General features: G+C 65.4%; 19 protein-coding genes. 14 read left to right on the forward strand and 5 right to left on the reverse strand.

The features are described from left to right. Positions 1-202: 202 nt before the first annotated feature. The 3 genes from HL666_RS18185 to HL666_RS18195 all read right to left on the reverse strand — a co-directional run bounded on the left by HL666_RS18185 (position 203) and on the right by HL666_RS18195 (position 3,467). Positions 203-1,324 (reverse strand): hypothetical protein, encoded by a 1,122-nt coding sequence (locus tag HL666_RS18185; RefSeq protein ID WP_172182778.1) that lies wholly within the window; start codon positions 1,322-1,324, stop codon positions 203-205. A 236-nt stretch (positions 1,325-1,560) separates the two neighbouring features. Continuing rightward, complete coding sequence (locus tag HL666_RS18190) at positions 1,561-2,424, reverse strand: CPBP family intramembrane glutamic endopeptidase (RefSeq protein ID WP_172182780.1); 864 nt, start codon at positions 2,422-2,424, stop codon at positions 1,561-1,563. Positions 2,425-2,816: 392 nt separating this feature from the next. Further along, a complete protein-coding gene (locus HL666_RS18195) occupies positions 2,817-3,467 on the reverse strand; it encodes a TetR/AcrR family transcriptional regulator (RefSeq protein WP_172114908.1) in 651 nt (216 codons plus the stop codon). Between the two features lie 89 nt (positions 3,468-3,556). Between HL666_RS18195 and HL666_RS18200 the strand changes: the two genes are divergently transcribed. Both HL666_RS18200 and HL666_RS18205 read left to right on the forward strand, forming a co-directional pair. After that, positions 3,557-4,228 carry an O-methyltransferase gene (locus HL666_RS18200; protein ID WP_172182782.1) on the forward strand — a complete coding sequence of 224 codons (672 nt, stop codon included), beginning with the start codon at positions 3,557-3,559 and terminating at the stop codon, positions 4,226-4,228. 144 nt (positions 4,229-4,372) lie between these two features. Continuing rightward, the gene (locus HL666_RS18205; protein ID WP_172114952.1) at positions 4,373-5,023 is read left to right on the forward strand and encodes an aspartate/glutamate racemase family protein; all 651 of its coding nucleotides are present in this window, start codon (positions 4,373-4,375) and stop codon (positions 5,021-5,023) included. A 19-nt stretch (positions 5,024-5,042) separates the two neighbouring features. Here HL666_RS18205 and HL666_RS18210 read toward each other — a convergent pair whose 3' ends face one another. Continuing rightward, positions 5,043-6,401, reverse strand: coding sequence for an LLM class flavin-dependent oxidoreductase (locus tag HL666_RS18210; RefSeq protein ID WP_172134626.1), 1,359 nt, complete (start codon positions 6,399-6,401; stop codon positions 5,043-5,045). Between the two features lie 186 nt (positions 6,402-6,587). Between HL666_RS18210 and HL666_RS18215 the strand changes: the two genes are divergently transcribed. Both HL666_RS18215 and HL666_RS18220 read left to right on the forward strand, forming a co-directional pair. After that, positions 6,588-8,252, forward strand: coding sequence for a tannase/feruloyl esterase family alpha/beta hydrolase (locus tag HL666_RS18215; protein ID WP_172182784.1), 1,665 nt, complete (start codon positions 6,588-6,590; stop codon positions 8,250-8,252). Positions 8,253-8,393: 141 nt separating this feature from the next. Further along, on the forward strand, positions 8,394-8,603 hold the full coding sequence (locus tag HL666_RS18220; RefSeq protein ID WP_172114918.1) for a PRC-barrel domain containing protein: 210 nt from the start codon (positions 8,394-8,396) through the stop codon (positions 8,601-8,603). Positions 8,604-8,834: 231 nt separating this feature from the next. On the opposite strand, the gene HL666_RS18225 is transcribed toward HL666_RS18220, so the two are convergent. Continuing rightward, positions 8,835-9,254 carry an NUDIX hydrolase gene (locus tag HL666_RS18225; protein WP_172114920.1) on the reverse strand — a complete coding sequence of 140 codons (420 nt, stop codon included), beginning with the start codon at positions 9,252-9,254 and terminating at the stop codon, positions 8,835-8,837. 266 nt (positions 9,255-9,520) lie between these two features. Between HL666_RS18225 and HL666_RS18230 the strand changes: the two genes are divergently transcribed. The 10 genes from HL666_RS18230 to HL666_RS18275 all read left to right on the forward strand — a co-directional run bounded on the left by HL666_RS18230 (position 9,521) and on the right by HL666_RS18275 (position 19,351). Further along, positions 9,521-9,748, forward strand: coding sequence for a hypothetical protein (locus tag HL666_RS18230; protein ID WP_172114922.1), 228 nt, complete (start codon positions 9,521-9,523; stop codon positions 9,746-9,748). Positions 9,749-10,041: 293 nt separating this feature from the next. Continuing rightward, entirely contained in the window at positions 10,042-11,202 is a 1,161-nt protein-coding gene (locus tag HL666_RS18235) for a transporter substrate-binding domain-containing protein (RefSeq protein WP_172114924.1), read from the forward strand. Then, on the forward strand, positions 11,199-11,864 hold the full coding sequence (locus HL666_RS18240) for an ANTAR domain-containing response regulator (protein ID WP_172114927.1): 666 nt from the start codon (positions 11,199-11,201) through the stop codon (positions 11,862-11,864). Before HL666_RS18235 ends, HL666_RS18240 begins: the two co-directional genes overlap by 4 nt. A gap of 9 nt (positions 11,865-11,873) precedes the next feature. Then, positions 11,874-13,112, forward strand: coding sequence for an urea ABC transporter substrate-binding protein (locus tag HL666_RS18245; protein WP_172114929.1), 1,239 nt, complete (start codon positions 11,874-11,876; stop codon positions 13,110-13,112). A gap of 92 nt (positions 13,113-13,204) precedes the next feature. Continuing rightward, positions 13,205-14,077, forward strand: a complete 873-nt coding sequence (locus HL666_RS18250) for an ABC transporter permease subunit (RefSeq protein WP_172114932.1) — start codon at positions 13,205-13,207, stop codon at positions 14,075-14,077. Positions 14,078-14,088: 11 nt separating this feature from the next. Then, positions 14,089-15,153, forward strand: a complete 1,065-nt coding sequence (locus tag HL666_RS18255; RefSeq protein WP_172114934.1) for a branched-chain amino acid ABC transporter permease — start codon at positions 14,089-14,091, stop codon at positions 15,151-15,153. Continuing rightward, the gene (locus HL666_RS18260) at positions 15,153-15,869 is read left to right on the forward strand and encodes an ABC transporter ATP-binding protein (RefSeq protein WP_172182786.1); all 717 of its coding nucleotides are present in this window, start codon (positions 15,153-15,155) and stop codon (positions 15,867-15,869) included. The genes HL666_RS18255 and HL666_RS18260 overlap by 1 nt, the downstream gene beginning before the upstream one ends. Continuing rightward, on the forward strand, positions 15,862-16,578 hold the full coding sequence (locus HL666_RS18265) for an ABC transporter ATP-binding protein (RefSeq protein ID WP_172182788.1): 717 nt from the start codon (positions 15,862-15,864) through the stop codon (positions 16,576-16,578). Before HL666_RS18260 ends, HL666_RS18265 begins: the two co-directional genes overlap by 8 nt. A 32-nt stretch (positions 16,579-16,610) precedes the next feature. Then, the gene (locus HL666_RS18270; protein ID WP_172182790.1) at positions 16,611-17,600 is read left to right on the forward strand and encodes an acetamidase/formamidase family protein; all 990 of its coding nucleotides are present in this window, start codon (positions 16,611-16,613) and stop codon (positions 17,598-17,600) included. An 11-nt stretch (positions 17,601-17,611) separates the two neighbouring features. Further along, entirely contained in the window at positions 17,612-19,351 is a 1,740-nt protein-coding gene (locus tag HL666_RS18275) for a nitrilase-related carbon-nitrogen hydrolase (RefSeq protein WP_172182792.1), read from the forward strand. The last annotated feature ends 444 nt before the right edge of the window (positions 19,352-19,795 follow it).

Here is a 19,795-nt window from a genome sequence, read left to right on the forward strand (position 1 = left end):
GGCTCGCCCTTCGGGCGCCCCGGAACGACACGTGGAGAGATTGAAGTCCTCTTCTGACGCAGTAGTATTAGCCGCAGGCGTCATCCGCCGCTTTTGTCAGGACATCACGTATGCTGAAATCCGGATAGGCGGATTGCGCTCCGTCCATCCGCCCCACGAACTGCGGACCCTCCGGGGGCGCGAAGGTCAGGCAGTGTCGGCCTTAGCGAGACAGGCCCCACTTGGCCCGCTCGAAAATCTCCGCCGGCGGCATGACTTCGGACAGCTCGACCGGGCGTCGCTGCCACTCGACCACGGTCCAGTTTTCAGGATTGGCCACGCGACCGCCACTTTCCTCCTCTTTCAGAATAATGCCGTCGTGCGTGCGCCATTCAGTGCGTCTGCGCTCGCTCCTCGCGTCCGTCGTGATCCTGCACCATTCCCCCAGGAATATCCCGCGTTCGACGACGACGTCCTTCTGTTCCGCATCACGTCCGGCGCCGCTCCACACGTACTCGGGCCCTGGCTGATATTCGCCGATCCACAGGCTCTCGAACGCGCCTTGCACCGTGGCGCGAAACGTGAGTGCGGCGTGGGTTCGTTCGTTGACGATCTCGATGATCCGCTCACCATTGGCGAATGTCGTGTCTGTTCTCACCCACGGAAAGTGTCGCTTCCTGTACCTGACGCCTGCACCGGAGGAGTCGATCCTGCCATTCATTTTCGCGGCGAAATCCGGTTGCGTTTTGGTGTCCAAGGAGGGCGTTTGCGCATCAAAACCCGTAAAGTTCCTCCAATCAAACAGATCTGCGGGCGGCGAGGTCTCTTCCTCGGAGACTGGCGTGCGTCTCAAACTCGTCAGCTGCCAATCCGGCGGCTCCATGAGTGCGCCGTCTTTGGCCGCCCAGCCACGCGCGATCGGAATGCCGTCGTGCGTGATGCAATCACGGAAGGACGTGCTCCTTCGTCCCTTGGGGTCCGCGGGACCAACAAAGTCCCAGATCGTGCAGGTCTCTCCAAGAAAAGTCTGCAGCTTCTCAGTCTTCACGCTTTCCGGCCGCGTCTTATCGTCGCCAACCGCTTGTGTGACATGGAGTGACTCGTAGCGGTTGCCATCCGGCGTCCGCGTCAATGAGACAAAGCGTCCCGGGCCCTGGAAATAGCTTCTTCGTTCGTCTTGTCGGTCAACGCGCAGCCACCCATTGTGATGGCGTAGAGTCTCCTGTTGCGTGGGGCGGCCGCTGTACTCTCTTGTCGCGACGTAATCGGGAGCCTTGTTTGCTGCCCGCCGGTCCTCCTGCGCTTGCCCCGAAGATGCAAGGAGGGAAGCCGTCATCGCCAGCATGGCGGGAATGGGAGCTCTCCGCCCTCGGCGACCGGACGTAGTTAACTGTCCTGAATGAGTGTCCATGAACTCGCACCGCTTCATTGCCAATCCGGCTCCATGCTACGCTCAATCGGAGCGTAAGCGATTTCCGGCTGCAGGTCCAAGAAAGGGATCGGATATCCGATTTGGGTCACGAAACGGAGCGTCGCTGCTATCAGGGATAGGCCGCTTCGCTCCAGAAATTTGCCGCTCTCTCACCGTTGCCACATCGGCGGCATCAGGTGTCCCCGGCGGATCGCGAGCAGCAGAAGGATCACGCCGGCCGTGGTACAGACCACCAGCGCGACCACCGAATGCTCCATCCCGAACGCGCCGCCGGTCAGCAACTCCGGTCCTTCGATAGTGGCCTTCAGCAGGCCGGGATCGCTGACGGCGCCGGAGACGACGCCGGAGAAGACCGCCGACTGGAAGTAGTTCCAGGCCATGTGGAAGCCCATGCAGATCCACAGGCGACGGGTGACGAGATAGGCCGCGGACAGCAGCAGCCCGGCCTCGATGCTGATGTAGATGGCGCCGCCCAGCGTCGCCCCCGGGTTCGTCAGATGAAGGAGCCCGAACGCGAGGGATGAGACCAGGATTCCGACCCAGCTTCCGAACATGTCCTCGACCGATCGGAACAGGACGCCGCGGAACAGCAGCTCTTCGAACACGCCCGACTTGATCGCCATCGAAAGGTTGGGAAGCAGGAACAGCACGGGATTGAATCCCTCGACCTTGTAGATGCCGAGCAGCATCAGGACTGTTGCGCTCGCGGCGTAGAGTCCCGCGCCACACAGCGCGCCGATGGCCCATTCGCGGCCGAGTCCGGGCGTCGCAAGCTCGGTCGCCTCGCGGCGGTCGATGAAGGTCTGATAGGCCACGTACACGCCGATCGCCGCAACACCCAGCACGATCTGGATGACCGCGTTCAGCACGGGTGAATCGTGGAATTGCTCAAGGCGAGCCTGAGCCCATCCCATGAAGTAGAACAGGGCAGTTCCCAGGACGATGAGGCGGGTCAGCGGAAACTGCAGAATGCGCTGCCAGAGCGGCTGACCGGAAAGGCTGATATCCGTCATGTGAAAAACGTCTCCCCCAGATTTGAACCTGCTCGCTCCAGACGCGCCTCGCGGCGACAATTGCGACGAGTTAGTCCATCGTCCCCGCGCGCATGTCGGTGCTGCCGCACCGGCGTATCATCCCGCCAGATCCAAGCGGCTTTCGGGTCTGACGGTCTCTCGGTATCGGTCTTTGGCTTGCTTGGCAGGTGACCGCACGCAGAGCCCCGGCAAGCAGGGTGCCGCATCTCCTCTCTCATTTGATATGAGGCGCAGGGTCATGCCGCAATCCACTTTGCGACCCAGGACCTGCTGGCGCGGCGTGTTTGCGGACATTGGCTCGCTCATATGCTGCTTATCAGGCACAGATGCCGGGACGAGCCGCGCGTGTCGGAGACGCGCCGGTTGCAGGACTACCGGGCCTTGCGCCTCGGAGGCTTGTTTGCGGTGGAGAGGTACGCGCAAAACATGTCCGCCATCGCGTCGGCATAGGCCGATATCTCGGCGCGGCTGCGCGGCGTCTCCGAGAAGTGCTTGCCGACTTGGGCGAGCGTCGTCTTGATCAAATCGGTGGCGCGCGCACGCTCGGGCGGACTGGCCTCGGGCAGTGCCTCGCGCATGAAGGCCTGCATGGCGCGGCGGCCGCTCGCCTGGGCGGCTTTCGATTCCGGCGCATCGCGATACAGCGGAGCGGCGTCGTCGAGTGCGCCGCGGACCGCGGCCTCGTCGCATTCCGATTGCAGGAAGGCGTGGACCAGCGCGCGCAGCCGCACGAGCGGTGGACGGCTGGTGTCCTCCAGGATGCCGGTGAGCAGTGCGGTGGTCTGCCGCCACTCGTCGCTCTGCAGCCGGAACAGGATCGCAGCCTTGTTGGGGAAGTACTGATACAGCGAGCCGACGCTGACGCCGGCCTTCTCGGCGACGCGGGCGGTGGTGAAGCGCTGCGCGCCTTCGGTCGTCAAAACCTGAACAGCGGCCTGCAGAATCGCCGAGACGAGATCCGCGGAGCGCGCCTGTTGCGGCTGTTTTCTCGCGGCAATCGAGGCTTTTCGAGCTGGCGCCATGACACGTTCCGGAATGCGATTAGCGAACGCGAATGATTAGTCGTATTTTGACGGGGAGGCAAACACCCACGCGAAACACGGAGACGATCATGATCACCCTCACCACCGCGCCCGCGGCGCCGCTGCTGGATCGCCTGCTGGCCGAGGCGGCGCGGCTGCGCCCGGAAACCAGCCCGGTCTTTGCCGGCATGGCTGAGCGCGGCGAAGAGTTGATGCGCAGCAAGTCCGGCCATGTCGAGCTCTACGCGCAGCTGAAGGATTTTCCGCTGCCGGTGTCGCGCGACACGGGCACGCTGCTCTACATGCTGGCGCGCAGCTTCGGCGCGAAATCGATCGTCGAGTTCGGCACCTCGTTCGGCATCTCGACGCTGTTCCTGGCCGCGGCGTTGCGCGACAATGGCGGCGGCCGGCTGATCACCACCGAGTTCGAAGCCTCGAAGGTTGCGCGGGCCCGCGCCAACCTTGCCGAAGGCGGCCTGGCCGACCTGGTCGAGTTTCGACAGGGTGATGCGTTGCAGACGCTGCGCGCCGATCTGCCGGAGACGATCGACCTGGTGCTGCTCGACGGCGCCAAGCCGCTGTATGGCGACATCCTCGCGCTGCTCGAGAGCCGGCTCAGCGCGGGCGCGTTCATCGTGGCTGACAATGCCGATTATTGTCCCGAGTATCTCGCTCATGTCCGTTTGCCGGCGAACGGCTATCTCTCGGTGCCGTTCGGCGACGAGGTCGAATTGTCGATGCGGATCGCACGATGCCCGTAGCCCGCATGAGCGCCAGCGACATGCGGGCTACGGGACCGGGCCTCGGTCCCGCTGATCGGCACCCACGTTCGGAGCCCGGGAGTTGACGGACGGGCGGCGATTGGTCAGGAGGAGAGTCCCGTCATCATGCGCGACCCAGCCTGCATGCCTCGCATTCTCCTGATCAATCCGAACAGCTCGGCTGCGACCACCGCAATGATGGTGTCGATTGCGGCGGCCTGCTGTGCCGGCCGTGCCGAGGTGGTCGGCGCAACCGCGACGCGGGCGCCGGCCATGATCGTCGATGCCGAGGCGCTGGCGGCCTCGGCGGCAGAGGTCGTTGAGATGGCGCGCGGGCATCTCGATGCCTGCGACGGCATCATCGTTGCGGCGTTCGGCGATCCCGGCGCTGCTGAGATCGGACAAACCTGTTCACTGCCGGTGATCGGCATCGGCGAGGCCGCCATGCGCGAGGCCGGGCAAAGTGGGCGGCGCTTCGGCGTCGCCACGGTGACGCCGGCGCTGGTCGCGAGCATCGCGGCGCTGGCAGACCGGCTGGGTCTGTCGGCGCAGTTTACGGGAACGCGTCTCACGCCGGGCGACCCGGCGGCGCTCGCTGCTGATCCGGTGCGGCTTGTGTCGGCACTTGCCGAGGCCACGCGCGGCTGTATCGCAGAGGATGGCGCAGACGCCGTGATCATCGGCGGCGGGCCGCTGGCGCAGGCCGCCGATCAGCTTCAGCCGCAATTCGCGGTGCCGATCATCAAGCCGATCGCGGCGGCGGTGGCCCAGCTGCTGCAGAGGCTATCGGGATGAGCGGCGGCGGGCGCCCGGCTCAGGGTCGATAGCCGGCCGCCGGATGCGGTGCCGCGAGCCTCGCGCGGCCGAACATCTTTTCGCGCAACGTGCCCGGCTGATAGGCCTGCTTGTAGCGGCCGCGCTTCGTCAGCTCCGGCACCAGCATGTCGGCGACGTCGGCAAAGCTCTCCGGCGACAGCGCGAACGCCAGGTTAAGGCCGTCGACGCCGGTCTGCTCGACCCAGCTCTCGATGAGATCGGCGACCTTCGCCGGCGAGCCGACGAACACCGGGCCGATGCCGCCGATGCCGACATGCTCGGCAACTTCGCGCACGGTCCAGACACGGTCGGGATCGGCGCGCGTGACATTGTCCATCGCGCTGCGGCCGGCGTCGTTGAGCACGTGGCGGACCTGCTGGTCGAGGTCGTAGGTCGAGAAGTCGACACCGGTCCAGCCCGACATCAGCGTCAGCGAGGCCTCGTGGTCGATGTAGCGGCGATAGTCCGCGAACTTCGCTTCCGCTGCCGCATCCGTTTCGCCGAGCACGACGGTGGCGATGCTGAAGATCACGATGTCGCTGGCCGCGCGGCCGGCCTCGACTGCGGCCTGGCGGATGGCGGCGACGCGCGGCGCGATGATCTTGGCCGAAGGACCGGACATGAACACGCATTCGGCATGCCGGCCTGCGAACACGCGGCCGCGCGGCGAGGTGCCGGCCTGGTACAGCACCGGCGTTCGCTGCGGCGACGGCTCGCAGAGATGGATCGCGTCGATCTGGTAGTTTTCGCCCTGGTGGCTGACGCGGTGGACCTTGGATGGGTCGGTGAAGATGCCGCTGGCGCGGTCGCGCTTGACGGCGTCGTCCTCCCAGCTGCCTTCCCAGAGCTTGTAGACGACCTCCATGTACTCGTCGGCGACGTCGTAGCGATCGTCATGTGCGGTCTGGCGCTCCTTGCCCATGCCGCGCGCAGCGCTGTCGAGATAGCCGGTGACGATGTTCCAGCCGATGCGGCCCTCGGTCAGATGATCGAGCGTCGACATGCGCCGCGCGAACGGATAGGGCGGCTCGTAGGACAGCGTGCAGGTCACGCCGAAGCCGAGATGCTCGGTGACGGCGGCCATCGCCGAGATCAGCATCATCGGATCGTTCACCGGCACCTGGATGGCGTGGCGCAGCGCGGCGTCCGGATTGCCGCCATAGACGTCGTAGACGCCGAGCACGTCGGCGAGGAACAGCCCATCGAAGCGGCCGCGCTCCAGGGTCTTTGCGAGGTCGAGCCAATAGGGCAGGCGGTTGTATGCGGAGGAGCGGTCGCGCGGATGCCGCCACAGGCCGGGCGACTGGTGGCCAACGCAGTTCATCGCAAACGCATTCAACCGGATGTCCGCAGCCATGATGTCCCTCGACGCTTCATCGCCGTCCAGATGGCACGCTTCCGCAGTGATTTTCAATTGCGTCCATGCTCACGGCCGCTTGCGAGCCGCGCAGGCATGGCTATGGTCTCGAGGTGATCAAGGCGCGCTGCGATGCAATGACGGCGCGAGGCGGGCATGAGCCCGCGTGCGGGGAGGACGAGACTGATGCAGATCCGGACGATGGCGCTGGCCGCTGTGGTGCTGACGCGCGCGGCAATTCCATCGGCGCATGCCGAGGATTTCAAGGCGGGCTGCGCCGCGCTGGCGCAAGGCTTTTCCGGCAGCGGTCGCATCGTCACGGCGGAGTTCGTCGCCGCCGGCGGCGTGCAGCTGGCGCCGCCGGCGCCTGCGGGCGTCACGAGTCCCGCACCGGATCATTGCCTGATCCGCGGCAAGATCAACGAGCGCACCGGCATCGATGGCAAGCCCTACGCTATCGGCTACGAGCTGCGATTGCCCGCGACGTGGAATGGCAAGTTCGTCTTCCAGGGCGGCGGCGGCGTCGATGGCGTGCTGCGGCCGGCGCTCGGCCTGGTCACCGGCGCGACCCCGCCGAACGGCCTGTCCAACGGCTATGCGGTGGCCTCGACCGACTCCGGTCATCTCGAGGAGCCCGGTCCGCTCGGTCCGTATCAGTTCGGGCTCGATCCGCAGGCGCGGCGCGACAAGGGCTATGGCTCGATCCCGCCGGTCGCCGCTGCAGCCAAGGCGGCGAGCGAGAAGCTCTATGGCAACGCGCCGCGCCGCTCCTATTTCGCCGGCTGCTCCAATGGCGGTCGCCAGGCGATGATGGTGACACAGCGCTTTCCCGAGCTGTTCGACGGCGTCATCGCCGGCGCGCCCGCCTACCGCGTGCCGCTGGCCGGCATCGACGTGATCGTGCAGGAGCAGGCGCTGCTCGCGATCGCGCCGCCCGGCCCCGACGGCAAGGCCGATGTCGGCAGCGCGCTGACGGATGACGATCTGAAGCTGGTCGCCGACGGTGTGACCGCGGCGTGCGACGGCACCGATGGCGCCAAGGACGGCATGGTGCAGGACGTTATGGCCTGCCGCTTCGACGCGGCCGTGCTCGCCTGCAAGGACGGCGAGAGCGCGCAATGCCTGCCCGCTCCCAAGCTGAAAGCCGTCAAGCTGATGTTCGACGGCAGCCGCAACGCGATGGGCGGGCTGATCTATTCCCGCTGGCCCTACGACCCCGGCCTCGCCGCGCCGGGCTGGCGAGCCTGGAAGCTCGGCACGCCCAAGGCCAGCCCGCCGAATGCGCGCAATCTCACGCTGATCGCCGGTGGCGTGCCCTATGATTTCATGAGCCCGCCGGAGACGCCGGCTGATCTCGTCGCCTGGGTGCGCAATTTCGACATCGACCGCGACGCGCCCAAGGTCATGAAGGGCGCCGGCGGCTTCGACGCCGGCATGGAATATGAAGCCGCGACCTCCACTGACCTCGATACGTTCAAAGGCAAGGGCGGCAAGATGCTGTTCTATCACGGCGTTGCCGACCCGATCTTCTCCGCGCTGGATACGGTCGACTATGTCGAGCAGCTGAAGAAGAAATACACTGACGCGGACGGCTTCGCGCGGCTGTTCCTGGTTCCCGGCATGAACCATTGCGGTGGCGGACCTGCGACCGACCAGTTCGATCTCCTGATCGCGCTGGATAATTGGGTGGAGGGCAGGGCGGCCGCTCCGGCGACGATCCGCGCCACGGCGCGGCGCGCCCCCGATGTGCCGTGGCCGGGCCGCACGCGCGATCTCTGTGCGTTCCCGAAGGTTTCCACCTACAAGGGCAGCGGCAGTCTGGAGGATGCGGCGAATTTCGAGTGTCGTTGAACGGCTCGTGTGCGTCGTTGGTGCGGCGTGCACGATCGCTTGATGGGCGGTTGACCCGGGATGAGGACGTGCCGATCTACCGGCCAGCGCCGGCCTGCCTCCGCAGCGTAGCGGCTCCCATCAGCCACACATCGTTCCCTCATGGTTGCCGTCAAGACGCGAGCCTTCACCATCTTGTACGAGTTCGAGCACGCCCAGACGGAGCTGATCGGGAAGTGCGTGGCGTTGAGCGACGGCAAGGCGGGAACCGTGGAGCAGGTCTATCTCGACGAACTGCATGGCCTGCGTATCACGATCAGCGGCCATGACGGGCGGTGGCCGGTGTCGACCATCAAGTTCGCGCAGCGCTGAGCGGCGCCGCCGCTCCGGCGTCTTTGCACCCTTCAGACGATGCGGGGGATCGATGGTGTGTCGCATGGTCACATGCGGCGCGACAGGCGACTATCAGCCGCTGCGATGCCGCAACGACATGCTGGCGTATCTGGGGACGAGACCGTTCTGGTACGGCCCAATCTCGCGCGTGAGCCGTGGAAGGAGTGGGATGGCAGGACGATCGCCTGCTTCCACGCAGCATCGCTGCGCTCAGCGCCGCTTGGCGTACCGGCTGGCGAAGCTCTCGATCAGGCGGCGCAGCTTGGCCCGGTGCACGCGACGTGCGGCTTCCGCGGCGGGCAGCCAGACCAGCTCGCGTTGGCCGCGCTCGGGATAGCGTCCATGCTGCTTCTTGACCTTGAGCGGATACAGCTCGACGTCGCAGAGGATCTTGCGCTTGCCCTTGCGCTTGGCGTGCTTGAATTGGCCGAGCGACTGGCGGCCGATCTTGCCGCGCAGGCCGGCCTCCTCATAGGCCTCGATGGCAGCGACGCGATGCGGGCCCTTGCGCAGCATCGGCGAGCCCTTGGGCACCGACCATCGCTGCTTGCGCCGCGTGGTGATGAGCAGAATGCTGAGCTGTGTGGCCTCGATACGAAAGGGCAGCGCGGCAAATTGCTTGTTCTTCATGGGACCCCCTTTCGTGGCTTGGATTGAACCGGACACCCTGTTGATTGGTTCCTGAAGCGGCGGCTGTTAAACCTCCGAGATGAATATCAAATGATACGTGATGGAGCCATCGCAGCGACTAGCATCAACTGTCCCGGCGCCGCCATCCGCTCGCGCCCTGCGAGCGCTGACGGCGTGGTTCGACGCCGATTCACTTATGTTGATGCGCGGTTCATGACCTCATTTAAGGTTGTGATGCGTATCGACGAAACCGGATCCGATCTCGCATGGAAGTAGAAGTTCAGAAGAAACGGCGCCGGCGCGTCAAGCAGACGATGACGTTGGCCGAGCGGTTGCAACAGACGGCGCGCGAGGCGCGCGATATGGCGAAACGGCTGCCGCCCGGAATCGAGCAGGCCAGGCAGCTGCGCCGCGCCCGCGAGGCCGAAGCGATCGTCGAGCTCGACCGCTTCCTGACCGCCCCAGCACGCAGCACTCCGAGGCGATCGCGCTGACCCGCGACGACCGGCCGCGCAGGGCGACGCCGGATGTCACAGGCAACATCGTCGCAGCTGCATCTTTTTACTGCAAGCGGGCACGAATTGATGCAGCCATCGCTGCAACAACGCGCTTGACAGGATGGATGTCCTAAGCGACCGTAATGTCCACGCGTTGGGCACAGCAGCCCATTGGACGCGAGCACGATCAAACCATTTCCAACGCCGCGCTGATCGAAGCGTGTTTGGTTGGTGGCGAGGGCGCCCTCGGCTTGACAGCCGACGGGCGCTTTTTTGTTTTGGGACGCGGGATGACACGGACGACGTTTCGCATCGGGGTGATGTTCTCGACGACGGGCTCGTACAGCGTCGTCGCGCGCTCGATGCTGAACGGAGCGCAGCTCGCGCTCGCAGAGGTCAACGCCGCGGATGGGCCGATCACGCTGGAGCCGGTCGTGGTCAACCCGTCCGGCGATCTCGCGCAGTACCGCGCGCTGGCGCGCGAGCTCCTGAGCTCCGGCATCCGCCAGGTCGTCGGCTGCTACACCTCGTCGAGCCGCAAGGAGGTGATTCCCTGCTTCGAGAAGTTCGACGGGCTGCTCTGGTATCCGTCGCATTACGAAGGCTTCGAGAGCTCGGACAACGTCATCTACACCGGTGCGGCGCCGAACCAGCATGTGCTGCCGCTGGTCGACTATCTGGCCTCGCGCGTGGGCGCGCGCGCCTTCTGCGTCGGCTCGAACTACATCTGGGCCTGGGAGAACAACCGCATCTTCCGCGAGGCGCTCAGCGCGCGCGGCGGCACGGTGCTGGCCGAGCGCTATCTGACCGTGGGAGATACCGAGTTCGACCAGGTGATCGCGGCGATTCTCGATCAGCGGCCGGACGTCGTGTTCAACAACCTGATCGGCACCAGCGCCTACGCCTTCTTCCGGGCCTTCCGTGCCGCCTGCCGCGCCCAAGGCATCGACCAGGCGAAGGAGATTCCAGTCGCGAGCTGCACGCTGTCCGAGCCGGAGCTGAAGGAAATCGGCGAAGAGGCCGTCGATGGACACCTGTCGTCGAGCGTGTACTTCTCGTCGCTGAGCTCGCCGGAGAACTCGGCCTTCCTGCAGTCTTATACGGCCGCATTCCCCGATGGCCCGGTGGTCTCCGCGGATGCCGAAGCCTCCTACATCGCCGTCAAGCTGCTCGCCGCCACCTTGGCGCAGGCCGGCAGTGACGAGTCGCGGCTGGTGCGCTGCGCCGTCGCCAACCAGCGTCTGCTCGCGCCACAAGGCGAGGTGCGGATCGATCCGCAGACCTATCACGCCTGGCTGACGCCGCGGATCGGCCGCTCCTCGACCGACGGCCAGTTCGAGCTGCTGCTGGAAGCGCGGCAGCCGATCGCGCCCGATCCGTACCTCGTGCAGTCGTCGCCGCGCTTTGCGACATCCATGCGTCCACCGCTGCTCCGAATGGTGAAGTCATGACCTTCCGATTGCTGCAGAACTTCAAGGGTGGCCGCGCGCTGGTGATCACCCGGCGGGCAGGGTGGGAGACGACCCTGGAGACGACGCTCGCCAAGCTCGGCGTCGCCTGCGACTACCCCGAGATCATCGACGGCCGCGCGCAGCTCGACGTCAGCGCCTTGCAGCCCGAGCGCGACATCCTCTTCATCGACGGCGACCTCGAAGGCGCGCTCGCGCTGGAAGTCAATCCGGCCTCGAAGCTGCCGCCGGTGCCGGTGATCGGCCTCGTCGGCGTCGAGGCGCCGAGCCGGCTCAAGGCGCTGGTCAATCTCGGCGCGACCTCGTTCCTGCGCAAGCCGGTGCACGGCGGCGCCGTCTACACCGCACTGTTCCTCGGCATCAACCAGTTCCTGCTGCGCACCGACATGTACGAGAAGCTGCAGGATCTGGAAAGCCGCAGGCGCGGCCGGAGGGCCGTGATCCGCGCGGTCGTGTCCCTGATGCAGGAGGCCGGTCTCAACGACGACGATGCCTATTCCGCGCTTCGCCGCGACAGCATGCGGGCGCGGCAAAGTCTGGAGCTCTATTGCGAGGAGTTCCTGAAGAGACGGGCGATGCCGCCCGATACGCCGGACCGCACGAGCAGCGTCACGCTGCGAGGCGGCAACAAGCAAGCGATGTAGGAGCATCACATGACCAGATCTGGAATGCGGGGGCTGCGTGCCGCAGCCCTCACGGGGACGCTTGTCTTCGCGTCAGGCGCATTTGCTGCGGAAAACCCGATCAAGCTCGGCGTGCTGGAAGATCAGTCCGGCGACTTCGCCGCCGCCACGATCGGCAAGGTGCACGCCATCCAGTTGGCGGCCGAGGAGATCAACAAGGCCGGCGGCATCATGGGCCGTCCGCTGGAGCTCGTGACCTACGACACCCAGTCGGACAACACCCGCTATCAGGAGTTCATGCGCCGCGTGCTGCAGCGGGACAAGGTCGACGTCGTGTTCGCCGGCTTCTCCTCGGCCTCGCGCGAGGCTTACCGGCCGATCGTCGACCAGTTCAACGGCTTCGCCTTCTACAACAACCAGTATGAAGGCGGCGTCTGCGACGGCCACATGGTGGTGACCGGCGCGGTGCCGGAGCAGCAGTTCTCGACCTTGATCCCCTACATGATGCAGACCTACGGCAAGAAGGTCTACACGCTCGCCGCCGACTACAATTTCGGCCAGATCTCGGCCGAATGGGTGCGCAAGATCGTCAAGGAGAACGGCGGCGAGATGGCTGGGGAGGAGTTCATCCCGCTCGGCGTGTCGCAGTTCTCGCAGAGCATCCAGAACATCCAGAAGGCCAAGCCCGACTTCGTGGTGACCCTGCTGGTCGGCACCGCCCAGGCGTCCTATTACGAGCAGGCGGCGTCCGCCAACGTCAATCTGCCGATGGCATCGTCCGTCAACGTCGGCCAGGGCTATGAGCACAAGCGCTTCAAGCCGCCGAGCCTCAAGGACATGTACGTCACCACCAACTACATCGAGGAAATCGATACCCCGAAGAGCAAGGCGTTCCTGGCCAAGTTCAAGGCCAAGTTCCCCAACGAGCCCTATGTGAACCAGGAGGCCGAGAACTCCTACCTCGCGCTCTATCTCTACAAGCAGATGGTGGAGCGGGCGAAGTCGACCAACCGCGACGAGATCCGCAAGGTGATCGCGATGGGCGATGTCTGCATGGATGCGCCGGAAGGCAAGGTCTGCATCGACCCCAAGAGCCAGCACATGTCGCACACCATCTATCTCGCCAAGGTCGGCGCCGACCACTCGATCTCCTTCCCGAAGGTCTGGGAGGACATCAAGCCGTATTGGTTGGGTGAGGCCGGCTGCGACCTGACCAAGAAGGATCCGATGGCGCAATACACGCCGTCGAATCCGCCGCCGAAGCCCTGATCGGCGGACGCGGCCGCTCCGGCGTCCCCTCACGCCGGAGCGGCCCGCTGTCTCATCACCTCGCCCATTCGAACCCCACATCGATCGAAGACATGGATATCGCAACCCTGGCATTCTCTGCGCTCTACCAGTTCGGTGACGCATTCGCCTTCCTGGTGCTGTCGGCCTGCGGGCTTGCGGTGATCTTCGGCATGATGGGCGTGATCAATCTCGCCCATGGCGAGTTCATCATGTGCGGCGCCTATGTCACGGCGGCGACGGTGCACGCCGGCCTGCCGCTGCCGCTCGGCATTCTCTGCGGCACGCTCGCCTCAGCCTTCGTCGGCGTGCTCGTCGAACTGCTGGTGATCCGCCATCTCTACGAGCGGCCGCTCGACACCATCGTCGCCACCTGGGGCCTCAGCCTGATCGCGACGCAAGGCACCTTGATCCTGGTCGGCTCGACCATGGCCGGCGTCGGCACGCCGTTCGGCAGTTTTCAGGTCGGCGCCTATTCCTATTCGATCTACCGCATCGTGCTGTTCGTGGCCGCGCTCGCCGTGCTGGCTGCGCTGTACGCGCTGTTCAACTGGACCCGGTTCGGCGTGCTCGCGCGCGCCACCATCCAGGTGCCGCACATGGCGGCCGCGCTCGGCGTCGACACAAGGCTGATCTACAGTCTCACCTTCGCCTGCGGCGCGGGGCTCGCAGGCCTTGCCGGCGGGCTCTATGCGCCGACCATGACCTTGGTGCCCACGATGGGCGCGACCTTCATCATGGAGGCGTTCGTCACCGTGGTGATCGGCGGCGCCGATGTGTTCCTCGGCACCGCGCCGGCCGGCGGCCTCCTTGCCATCGTGAAATCCGGGATGACCTCCTGGCAGGGACAGTTGTTCGGCCAGATCGGGCTCCTGATTGCCGTCATCATCGTCGTCCGGGTTCTGCCGAAGGGCATCTCCGGCTTCGTGCTGCGCGAGCGGACCTGAGGAGCGGCGCCATGGCTGGATTTCTATCCCTGTTCCGCCGGCTCGAAGGACCGCAGACGCTCGGCCGCGGCCCAGCGTTCTGGGCGTTGTTCGCACTCGTGCTGGCCGGCGCGCTGGCCTATCCGCTGTTCAGCGACGGCTACACCGTGGGCAACACCGTCTACTTCTTCGTCTGGGTGTTCATCGCGCTCAGCCTCAGCCTGATCTGGGGCTATGGCGGCTCGCTGTCGTTCGGCCAGACCGCGTTCTTCGGCATCGCCGGCTATGGCTACGGCATTCTCACCATCAATTTCGGCGCGGCTTACGGCTTCACCTGGATCGCGCTGCTGCTCGCGGTCGGCATGGCGGCGCTGGTGGCAGCGCTGCTCGGCTACTTCATGTTCTTCGGCCGCATCGCCGGCGTGTTCCTCGGCATCGTCACGCTTGCGGTGACCCTGATGCTCGAGCGCTTCATGGCGCAGACGGCCGGACCCGAATGGCGCATCGGTGCGGCCCGGCTGAACGGGTTCAACGGCATGAGCGCGATGCCGCCGCTGACCATTCCCTGGTTCGGCGGCCCGATCGTGCTGTTCGCCGATGTCGGGCTCTACTATGTCGTGCTCGCGATGCTCGTGCTGGTCTATCTCGGCTTGCGCATCCTGATGAACTCCGCCTTCGGCAACGTCATCGTCGCCATCCGGGAGAACCCCGAGCGTGCGGAGATGCTGGGCTACGACATCCGCAAATATCAGCTCATCACATTCGTGATTGGCGCTGCGCTCGCCGGCCTCTCCGGCGTGCTCTACACGGTGTGGGGCCAGTACATCACGCCGTCCAGCATGGGCATGACGGCGGCGTCGCTGCCGCTGATCTGGGTCGCCGTCGGCGGCCGCAGCGATCTGACGGCCACCATCATCGGTACCTTGGCGGTGCTCTCCGGCTTCCAGGCGCTGACGATCTACGGCAGCCAATATGCGCTGGTGTTCATGGGCGTGCTGCTGGTGCTGACCGTGCTGATCGCGCCGAACGGCCTCGTGCTCGGCGTGATCAACTGGATCACGAAGCTCGTCACGCGGCGCAAATCGGAGGCGGCGTGATGGCGCTGCTGCAATTGCGCGACGTCAACAAGCATTTCGGCGGTCTGCACGTGACGAATTCCGTCAATCTCGTGCTGGAGCAGGGCGAGATCCACTGCCTGATCGGGCCGAACGGTGCCGGCAAGAGCACCTTGTTCCGGCTGATCCTCGGCGAGCATCATCCCGGCAGCGGCCAGATCTATTTTGCCGGCGAGGACATCACGACGCTGAAATCCTTCGCGCGCATCCGCCGCGGGCTGTCGGTCAAGTTTCAGGTGCCCGGCGTGTTCAAGGGTCTGTCGGTGCGGCAGAACCTGGAAATCGCGCTGCAAAGCCGGCTGCACGGGGCCGCGCTCGACCAGGAGATCGAGCGGCTGCTCGCCTTTCTGAACCTTGAAGCCGAGCAGGCGCAGCTCGCCGGCAATCTCAGCCACGGCCAGAAGCAGTGGCTGGAGATCGGCATGGCAATCGCGCTGAAGCCGCGGCTCCTGCTGCTCGACGAGCCGACCGCCGGCATGTCGCCGGAGGAGACGCACATGACCGGCGAGATGGTGCGGCGGCTGAACGCGGCCGGCATGACCGTGCTCGCCATCGAGCACGACATGGCCTTCGTGCGCCAGGTCGCGCAGCGCGTCACCGTGCTGCATCTCGGCCAGGTGTTCGCGCAGGGCTCGATCGACGAGATCGTGGCCGACGAGCGCGTCGCGGCGATCTATCTGGGGCAGGCGCATGCGTAAGGAAGTCATCCTCACCACCGTCGGGCTTCGCGCCGGCTATGGCGGCAAGCCGGTGCTGCAGGGGCTGGAGATCGAGGTCCGCGAAGGCGAAATCGTCGCGGTGATCGGCCGCAACGGCGTCGGCAAGTCGACCCTGATGAAGAGTCTGATCGGACTTGTGCCAGCTATGTCCGGCTCGATCGTCTATCGCGGCGAGGCCGTCGAGCATCTGCCGGCGCACAAGCGGGCGCGGCTCGGCATGGGCTATGTGCCGCAGGGCCGCGACGTGTTTCCGCGGCTGACGGTCGGCGAGAACATCGCGGTGGGCGCGGCGATCAAGGGCGGCGGCATTCCGGAAGAGGGGAAGCAGCGCGTCATCGGCGCGTTTCCCATCCTGCAGGAGCGCTGGAGTCAGCGCGCCGGCACGATGTCCGGCGGCCAGCAGCAGCAGCTCGCGATCGGCCGCGTGCTGATCGCGGATCCCAATCTGATCCTGCTCGACGAGCCCTCGGAGGGCATCCAGCCGAACATCGTCCAGGACATCGCCCGCAACATGGTCGAGCTCAACCGCCGGACCGGGGTCACCATCATCCTCGTCGAGCAGAATCTCGACATGATCCGCGCCATGGCGCAGCGCGCCTATGTCATGGACAAGGGCCGCATCACCGCTGCTATCGCGCGCGAGGCGCTCGACGACGCCGCCGAGATGCGCCGCCACCTCGCAGTCTGAAGAAACTTGAAACGAGCACAAGGAGAACGAGCATGGCCTGGCAGTCGGAATCGATCATGGCCCGCAAGGGCGTGGCCAAGGGCGTGCGCGGCGCGCACCATCTCATCACCGAACAGGACCAGGGCAAGTATCACTACGTCTACGGCCCCTATGTCGATCCGGTGCTGATCATCGACCCCGGCGCCGTCGTCTCGGCCGAAACGCATGACGCGTTCGAGGGTGCGATCAAGCATGAGACCGACAGCCCGTCGAAGATCCTGAACTTCCCGTTCCTCAACCCGCAGAACGGACCGATCTACGTCAACGGCGCCGAGAAGGGCGATACGCTCGCGGTGTACATCGAGAGCATCGTCCCGCGCGGGCCGCAGCCGCGCGGCACCACCGTGATCATGCCGGAGTTCGGAGGGCTGGTCGGAACCGGGAATACGGCGCTGCTGAATCCGGCGCTGCCCGAGCGGGTCAAGAAGCTGGAGATCACAGCGGAGAAGGGCACGGTGTGGAACGACAAGATCACGCTGCCCTATGAGCCGTTCATCGGCACCATCGGCACCTCGCCGGAAATCGAGGCGATCTCCTCGCTCGTGCCCGACTACTACGGCGGCAACATGGACCTGCCGGATGTCGGCACCGGCGCGATCATCTATCTGCCGGTGAATACCAAGGGGGCGCTGCTCTATCTCGGCGACTGCCACGCTGCGCAGGGCGACGGCGAACTGTGCGGCGTCGCGATCGAGCATCCGACGGTCACGACCGTGCAGGTCGACCTGATCAAGGGCTGGCACATCGCCTGGCCGCGGCTGGAGACGAAGGACTTCATCATGACCATCGGCTCTGCCAGGCCGATGGAGGACGCGGCACGCATCGCCTATCGGGAGCTGTGCCGCTGGATGGCGGCCGACTACGGTTTCGAGGAGATCGACGCCTACATGCTGCTGACGCAGGCCGGCCGCGTCCGGCTCGGCAACATGGTCGATCCGAAATACACGCTCGGCGCCTCCATCAAGAAGCATTTCCTGGTCTGAGGCCGCAGACGATGACGTTGGAAGTCAAGGTCGCGACCGTCCAGTTCGAGCCTGTTCTCGCCGAGAAGGAGCGCAATATCGAAAGCCTGCTTGCACTCTGCGAGCAGGCGGCGTCGTCGGGCGCGAAGCTGATCGTCACGCCGGAGATGGGCACGACCGGTTATTGCTGGTACGACCGCGCAGAGGTGGCGCCCTACGTCGAGAAAGTGCCGGGCTCGACCACGCACCGCTTCGCGGCGCTGACCAGGCGGCATGATTGTTACATCGTCATCGGCATGCCCGAGGTCGATGACGACGACATCTACTACAACAGCGCGGTGCTGATCGGCCCCGACGGCGTGATCGGCCGGCACCGCAAGACGCACCCCTACATCTCCGAGCCGAAATGGGCGGCGGCCGGCGACCTGCACAACCAGGTGTTCGAGACGCCGATCGGCCGCATCGCGCTCTTGATCTGCATGGACATCCATTTCGTCGAGACGGCGCGGCTGATGGCGCTCGGCGGCGCCGACATCATCTGCCACATCTCGAACTGGCTCGCCGAGCGGACGCCGGCGCCGTACTGGATCAGCCGCGCCTTCGAGAACTCCTGCTACGTCATCGAGAGCAACCGCTGGGGACTGGAGCGCACGGTGCAATTCTCCGGCGGCAGCTGCGTCATAGCGCCCGATGGCAGCCTGCCGGCTGTGATCGACAAGGGCGATGGTGTCGCCTTTGCCGAGATCGATCTCGCATGGGCCCGGGCACGCCGCGTACTCGGCGAGCCGGTGTTCGCGCAGCGCCGGCCGGAACTGTACCCGGAGCTGCTCACCAATACCTACAGCTGGAACCCGCGCGACTTCTTCGGCCTCTACGGCCGTCAGCCGTGGCCGGTGGGCAAACGCTCGCGCGTCAGCGTCGCGCAGTTCGCACCGACCTCTGACGTCGCCGCCAATCTCGCCCGCATTGCCGAGCTCGCGGCTGTGGCGAAGGGGGAGGGCTCCGAGCTCCTGGTGTTCCCGGAACTGGCGGCAACGGGGCTGACCAACCCGGCCGAAGCGGCGGAGCGGGTCCCCGGCCGCATCACGGGGGCGCTGACCCAGATCGCGGCGGAGCAGGGGCTCACGCTGGTCTGCGGCCTTGCAGAACGAGACGGGAACACCATCTATAATTCAGCCGTCCTGGTGACCCCCGACGGTAAAATCAGCACCTACCGCAAGACGCACCTGACCACGGCCGAGCGCAGCTGGGCCACGGCGGGAGATCAATGGACGGTGGTCGATACGCCAATGGGGCGGATCGGCATCCTGATCGGCCATGACGCGGCGTTTCCGGAAGCAGGCCGGGTGCTTGCATTGCGCGGCTGCGATCTGATCGTGTGTCCTTCGGCAGTGAAGGGCACCTTCAGTGCGGCGCATGTGGGGACCGAGGTGGGGCAGCCGGCGCCGATCCCGACCGGGGCCGATCCGCATCACTGGCATCACTTCCGGGTTCGCGGTGGCGAGAACAACGCCTACTTCGCATTCGCGAATGTGTGCGACGCCGCGAACGCGTATCGCGGGCTCAGCGGCGTGTTCGGTCCGGATACATTTGCGTTTCCGCGCCGCGAGGCGATCGTCGCAGGCGGGGAAGGGATCGCGACGCTCGAGATCGACACCAGCAATCTCGACAGCGTCTATCCGACCAACGTCGTCCGGCGCAAAGATCTCGTCTGCATGCGCATGCCGCACTCCTATCGTGCGCTGGTGCAATCGAAGGCGAGCAATTTCTGAGCTTGCGCGCGCGTTCCGTTCCAAAATGGAACGGAAACCGCGTGTGACAGCGCGCAGAGCGGCGTGCGACCGCGCTGTCCACATTTCTTCACAGCCGTCGCAAAAAGTTCTTGCGCGGGCTGCGGCATCGCACTATCTCACCACCACGCCAGCCGGACATCACTGATGACTGAGGCCCCCGACTTTCGGGACCGACGTTGTTTTCCTTGATGTTTCTTCTTCCGACTGGCTCTTGAGTTTTTCTTCAGAAAAGCTCTTGACGGTCTCGGAAAATCAGCTATTTGAAGCGCCCCGGCAACGGAGACTTCGACGGCGAAAGAGACCGAAGAAGGTGCGCTAATTAGTTCGGAGCGACTTAGTTCGCGAACTAACAAGTGCGGGCTGTTTGACAAGTGAAGATGAAGAAAGAGAAACGTGGACGGCGGAGTCCTTGCGGGTCTCGGG

It is taken from the genome of Bradyrhizobium aeschynomenes (genome assembly GCF_013178945.1).
Classification (GTDB): Bacteria; Pseudomonadota; Alphaproteobacteria; order Rhizobiales; family Xanthobacteraceae; genus Bradyrhizobium; species Bradyrhizobium aeschynomenes.

What these genes read in the sequence shown, in the direction of transcription:
- HL666_RS18195 (WP_172114908.1), bottom strand. Translation starts at nt 3,467, where the DNA reads ATGGCGCCAGCTCGAAAAGCCTCGATTGCCGCGAGAAAACAGCCGCAA.
- HL666_RS18185 (WP_172182778.1), bottom strand. Translation starts at nt 1,324, where the DNA reads ATGCTGGCGATGACGGCTTCCCTCCTTGCATCTTCGGGGCAAGCGCAG.
- HL666_RS18235 (WP_172114924.1), top strand. Translation starts at nt 10,042, where the DNA reads ATGACACGGACGACGTTTCGCATCGGGGTGATGTTCTCGACGACGGGC.
- HL666_RS18275 (WP_172182792.1), top strand. Translation starts at nt 17,612, where the DNA reads ATGACGTTGGAAGTCAAGGTCGCGACCGTCCAGTTCGAGCCTGTTCTC.
- HL666_RS18225 (WP_172114920.1), bottom strand. Translation starts at nt 9,254, where the DNA reads ATGAAGAACAAGCAATTTGCCGCGCTGCCCTTTCGTATCGAGGCCACA.
- HL666_RS18190 (WP_172182780.1), bottom strand. Translation starts at nt 2,424, where the DNA reads ATGACGGATATCAGCCTTTCCGGTCAGCCGCTCTGGCAGCGCATTCTG.
- HL666_RS18205 (WP_172114952.1), top strand. Translation starts at nt 4,373, where the DNA reads ATGCCTCGCATTCTCCTGATCAATCCGAACAGCTCGGCTGCGACCACC.
- HL666_RS18245 (WP_172114929.1), top strand. Translation starts at nt 11,874, where the DNA reads ATGACCAGATCTGGAATGCGGGGGCTGCGTGCCGCAGCCCTCACGGGG.
- HL666_RS18260 (WP_172182786.1), top strand. Translation starts at nt 15,153, where the DNA reads ATGGCGCTGCTGCAATTGCGCGACGTCAACAAGCATTTCGGCGGTCTG.
- HL666_RS18240 (WP_172114927.1), top strand. Translation starts at nt 11,199, where the DNA reads ATGACCTTCCGATTGCTGCAGAACTTCAAGGGTGGCCGCGCGCTGGTG.
- HL666_RS18255 (WP_172114934.1), top strand. Translation starts at nt 14,089, where the DNA reads ATGGCTGGATTTCTATCCCTGTTCCGCCGGCTCGAAGGACCGCAGACG.
- HL666_RS18200 (WP_172182782.1), top strand. Translation starts at nt 3,557, where the DNA reads ATGATCACCCTCACCACCGCGCCCGCGGCGCCGCTGCTGGATCGCCTG.
- HL666_RS18210 (WP_172134626.1), bottom strand. Translation starts at nt 6,401, where the DNA reads ATGGCTGCGGACATCCGGTTGAATGCGTTTGCGATGAACTGCGTTGGC.
- HL666_RS18250 (WP_172114932.1), top strand. Translation starts at nt 13,205, where the DNA reads ATGGATATCGCAACCCTGGCATTCTCTGCGCTCTACCAGTTCGGTGAC.
- HL666_RS18265 (WP_172182788.1), top strand. Translation starts at nt 15,862, where the DNA reads ATGCGTAAGGAAGTCATCCTCACCACCGTCGGGCTTCGCGCCGGCTAT.
- HL666_RS18220 (WP_172114918.1), top strand. Translation starts at nt 8,394, where the DNA reads ATGGTTGCCGTCAAGACGCGAGCCTTCACCATCTTGTACGAGTTCGAG.
- HL666_RS18230 (WP_172114922.1), top strand. Translation starts at nt 9,521, where the DNA reads ATGGAAGTAGAAGTTCAGAAGAAACGGCGCCGGCGCGTCAAGCAGACG.
- HL666_RS18215 (WP_172182784.1), top strand. Translation starts at nt 6,588, where the DNA reads ATGCAGATCCGGACGATGGCGCTGGCCGCTGTGGTGCTGACGCGCGCG.
- HL666_RS18270 (WP_172182790.1), top strand. Translation starts at nt 16,611, where the DNA reads ATGGCCTGGCAGTCGGAATCGATCATGGCCCGCAAGGGCGTGGCCAAG.